We start from the raw sequence: 3,661 nt of genomic DNA on the forward strand, positions 1-3,661 counted from the left end.
CGAAGGGGTTGATGTCGATGCCGTGGACGGCGTCGAGGGCCAGGCGTACCCGCTCGTGGGGGTCCCGGTTGGGGGCGTGATGCTCCCACTCCTTGAGGACCCCGACCGCGGCGACCACCACCAGGGAGAGCCGGGTCGGCATCATCATCTCGACCAGCGGCAGGTCGTCCGGCACGTACGCCCAGGGCCCGTCGATCGCGGTCTCCACCCCGTCGAACCGCACCTTCGGGCCGATCGCCGCGACGCCGAAGACCACCACCAGCACGGCGAGGATCCGGGCGGCGAGCGAGCGACGGACCAGCAGCACCAGGGCGACCAGCGCGACCAGCACCAGCGGCCAGCCGAACCAGGTGTTCTGCTCGGTCAGCCCGATGGTCTGCTCCACCGCCTCGTCCCCGGCGACGGTGTCCCGGGCGAAGGTGACGAACGCGGCGAGGTCCTCGCCCCAGTTGTGGAAGACGCCGCCCTGCAGGCCCCGGTAGGACTGCGGCCCGTTGAACTGGAACCAGATCGGGTACGCGGTCAGCAGCAGGGCGAGCCCGGCGCCGACGCCGCCGGCGGCGAGGAAGTTGCCGGCCCGGGCCCACGCCGCCCGCGGTCGCTGCGCGGTGTAGGCCGCCACCACCACGAGGCAGGCCAGCGCGGTGAGCAGCAGCATCTCCTCGTTGATGAAGATCTGGTACGCGACCAGCACGCCGAGCGCGATCCCGTTGCGCCACCACCGGCCCGGCTCGCCGAGGCGCAGCACCCGCACCACGATCAGCGGGAGCAGGAAGTTCGAGACGAAGTTCGGCTGCCCGTTGGCGTGGTGCACGATGCCGGGCGCGAAGCCGAGGAACGCGCCGCCCACGAAGGCCGCGCCCCGGGAGCGGACCAGGTGCCGCGACAGCATCCAGTACGACGTGCCGGCCGTCGCGGCGAGCGCCCCACCCAGGTAGAGCGCGTACATCACCTGGGGGCCGAGGAGCAGGGTGAGCGGCGCGAGCGGCAGGGTGACCCCGAGCAGCGAGGTGTTCGCCATCATGTTCACGCCGTCCGGTGCGTTCTGCCGGGCGGTGAAGAGCGGGTTCTCCAGGTGCCGCACCGAGTAGGCGCCGTGCGCGAAGAGCCACTCGAACCAGCTGTGGTCCGTCGGCAGGTGCGACGAGACCCGGTGCTGGACGTCCACCCAGTAGTTGAGGCAGACGAGAACGCCGAGCAACGCATAGGCTCCGATGGCCAGCACGTCGGCGCGGGCCGGCCGGCGTCGGGGCCGGCGCGGCGGGTCGGCCACGACGGGCTCGACCGCGACGGAAGCGGAGTTCAACGAGGGGTCTACCACGGCACGGCCACGACGGGCCATCGTACAGGCGGCGGGCTGTCGCCCCCGGCCGCGCCGGTGCGTTCCGACGGCGCCCGTCCGGCGGGCGGGCGGGGAGGGGGGCCGTGACCGTCATCGATCGTGGGTGAGCTCCGCGACGACCCGACGCGGGTGCCGTCGACCCGGCGGCCCCGGCCCGCCGCGCGGCCGTACCTCGACGCGGCCACCGATCGGCTGCTGGCCGACCTGGGCCGGTGGGAGCTGGCGGTCTGGTCCGACCGGGACGATCCGCTGGATCGGCACCCGGCGGGGCCGGGACGGGCGGCTGGTCGTGGCCGAGCTGGATCTGGGCGCCGCCCGGGCCGGGTGATCGGCGCGCTGCCGGCCTGCTCGACGACGGCCGGGTCGGCGAGGGCGTGCTCGTCTGCCGGCGGGCCGACGGCGGGTTCGGGCTGTGGCGGCTGCGGTGAGCCGGGTGATCGAGCTGGGTGAGCTGCGGCACGGCGACGAGGTCGAGCCGCCGCCCGGCCCGCGCCGTCCCGCGTCCCCGTCGGCGCGCCTCGTGGCGCTGCTCTGTGCCGCGCTGCTCGGTCTGGCCGGCTCGGCCGCCGCCCCGGGCCGGCGGCGTCCGTGCCGGTGCCCGCCCCGCAGCGCCGGCTTCCTGGTGCTCGCCGACCGGCTGGTGGTCGCCGACGGTCCGGGCACCGTGGGGCGGTCGGGTCGGCTGGTGACCGGGCACCGGCTGCCGGCGGGGAGCCGCTGTGGCGGTTCGTCCTGCCCACCGGCGACCACGCGCTCGGCCTCACCACGGTGGCCGGCGCGGTGCTGGTGATCAGCAGTCCCGCCGGGGCCGGTGACCCCGCCTCCACCGCGCTGGACCCGGACACCGGGGCGGTGCGCTGGCGGCAGCCCGGCTACCCGGTGCGGACGGAGGCCGGCGGCGTGCTCTTCGAGACGCCCCGGGCGGACGGGACGGGCACCGTCCGGTCGGTCGACCCGGTGTCGGGCCGGGCCCGGTGGTCGTTGCCGCTGCCCGGCAACGGGCTCGCGTACGAGTTCGGCGACCGGGGCGTGACGCGGGTGGTGCTGGTCACCGCCGCGGGCCGGGTGGAGGTCCACGACGCCGGCTCGGGGGAGCTCCTGCGCGCCGGGCGGGTGCCGCCGGCCCCGGACGGGTTGTCCTACCGGGTCACCCAGGTCGTCGGCGACCTGCTGCTGCTCGACGGGGCGCCGGGCACGGTCACCGCGTACGGCCTGGACCGGCTGGACCGGCGCTGGAGCAGGCCGGTCGGCCCGTCGGCCGTGGACTGGTTCAGCGACTGCGCCGTGGTGATCTGCCTGCGCGACCGGGGCTCCGGGGTGCGGGCCATCGACCCGGCCACCGGGCGGCTCCTCTGGACGAACGACCGCTGGCTCGGGATCGGCCCGGCCGACGGTCGGCTCCTCGCCAGCGCGCCGGCCGTCGGCCTGGAGATGGACCTGTCGGTGGTCGACCCGCGCACCGGCGGCGTCCTCGCCCGGCTCGGTCGCTGGCGGCTGAGCGGCGGGGACCGGTACGAGCCGGCGCTGCTCGGGCTCCGCCGGCTCGGCGAGGACCGGACCCTGGTCGCCGACCTGGACCTCCCGGCCGGGCAGCCCGGGTCCGGGCCGTGTTGCCGGGCTCGTGGGACGACTGTGCCGTGGCGACCGCCGCCCTGGTCTGCCTGCGGCCCTCCGGCGGCCTGGTGGTCTGGCCGGACCGCCGCTGATCAGCGGTTCACCAGTTGGCCTGCGCGGGGGCGGGTGGCAGCGGCACCGAGGCCGGCCGGATCACGTACGCCAGGCCGCCGCTGCCGCCCAGCCAGGCGGCCTGGAGACGGTCCCGGGGCACGGTCCTGCGGACCCCGTCGTCGGTTGCGGCGTACGGGTCGTTGAGCACCGGCTCGCCGGCCTCCGTGAACCCGACCAGCACCATCAGGTGGCCGTTGGTGTCGTAGTCGAGCCCGGGGATCTCCCCGTGCCGGAATCGCGCGGAGACGACCAGCGGCACCCCGGCCGCGACGAAGAGTTCCGCCTCGGCGAGGGAGCGCAGCCGGGTGACGAAGGCATCCACCCCGTGCAGCCCCGCGTACGCGGTGTTGAACGGCCAGTTTCCCGCGCCCGCGTAGGCGTGGTCGTAACATCCCCGGGCGGCGTGCACCACCACCGGGCGGGGGCCGGGCGGGGTCACCCAGGCGTACCGGTCGGGGGTGGGGCCGGCGCCCCAGAAGTCCAGCACCATGGACACGCTGGTGGGGCTGCACCAGGAGTCCCCGCCGCCGCCCCAGCGGGTCTCGCCGCCGGCGTGCAGGCGCTGCGCGTACCGGGGCACGTCGAGCACCC

At 76.1% G+C, this 3,661-nt stretch carries 4 protein-coding genes and 1 pseudogene; 3 read left to right on the forward strand and 2 right to left on the reverse strand.

Features of this window, described 5'->3' with window-relative positions:
* On the reverse strand, positions 1 to 1,342 hold a 1,342-nt coding region (locus JNW87_RS36150), incomplete at its 3' end, for a hypothetical protein (protein WP_255544768.1).
* Positions 1,343 to 1,554: 212 nt separating this feature from the next.
* Here JNW87_RS36150 and JNW87_RS36155 point away from each other — a divergent pair.
* The 3 genes and pseudogenes from JNW87_RS36155 to JNW87_RS36165 all read left to right on the forward strand — a co-directional run.
* Positions 1,555 to 1,770 (forward strand): hypothetical protein, encoded by a 216-nt coding sequence (locus JNW87_RS36155; protein WP_238455252.1) that lies wholly within the window; start codon positions 1,555 to 1,557, stop codon positions 1,768 to 1,770.
* 5 nt (positions 1,771 to 1,775) lie between these two features.
* Positions 1,776 to 2,132, forward strand: a complete 357-nt coding sequence (locus tag JNW87_RS36160) for a hypothetical protein (RefSeq protein ID WP_238455253.1) — start codon at positions 1,776 to 1,778, stop codon at positions 2,130 to 2,132.
* Positions 2,133 to 2,221: 89 nt separating this feature from the next.
* Positions 2,222 to 2,536 (forward strand): annotated as a pseudogene (locus tag JNW87_RS36165) (hypothetical protein); the annotation flags it as partial.
* A gap of 520 nt (positions 2,537 to 3,056) precedes the next feature.
* Here the strand turns inward: JNW87_RS36165 and JNW87_RS36170 are convergent.
* Positions 3,057 to 3,661, reverse strand: a 605-nt coding sequence (locus JNW87_RS36170) for a C39 family peptidase (RefSeq protein WP_238455254.1), incomplete at its 5' end; no start/stop codon positions are given.

The organism is Micromonospora sp. ATA51 (genome assembly GCF_016802855.1).
GTDB classification, from domain to species: Bacteria; Actinomycetota; Actinomycetes; order Mycobacteriales; family Micromonosporaceae; genus Micromonospora; species Micromonospora sicca.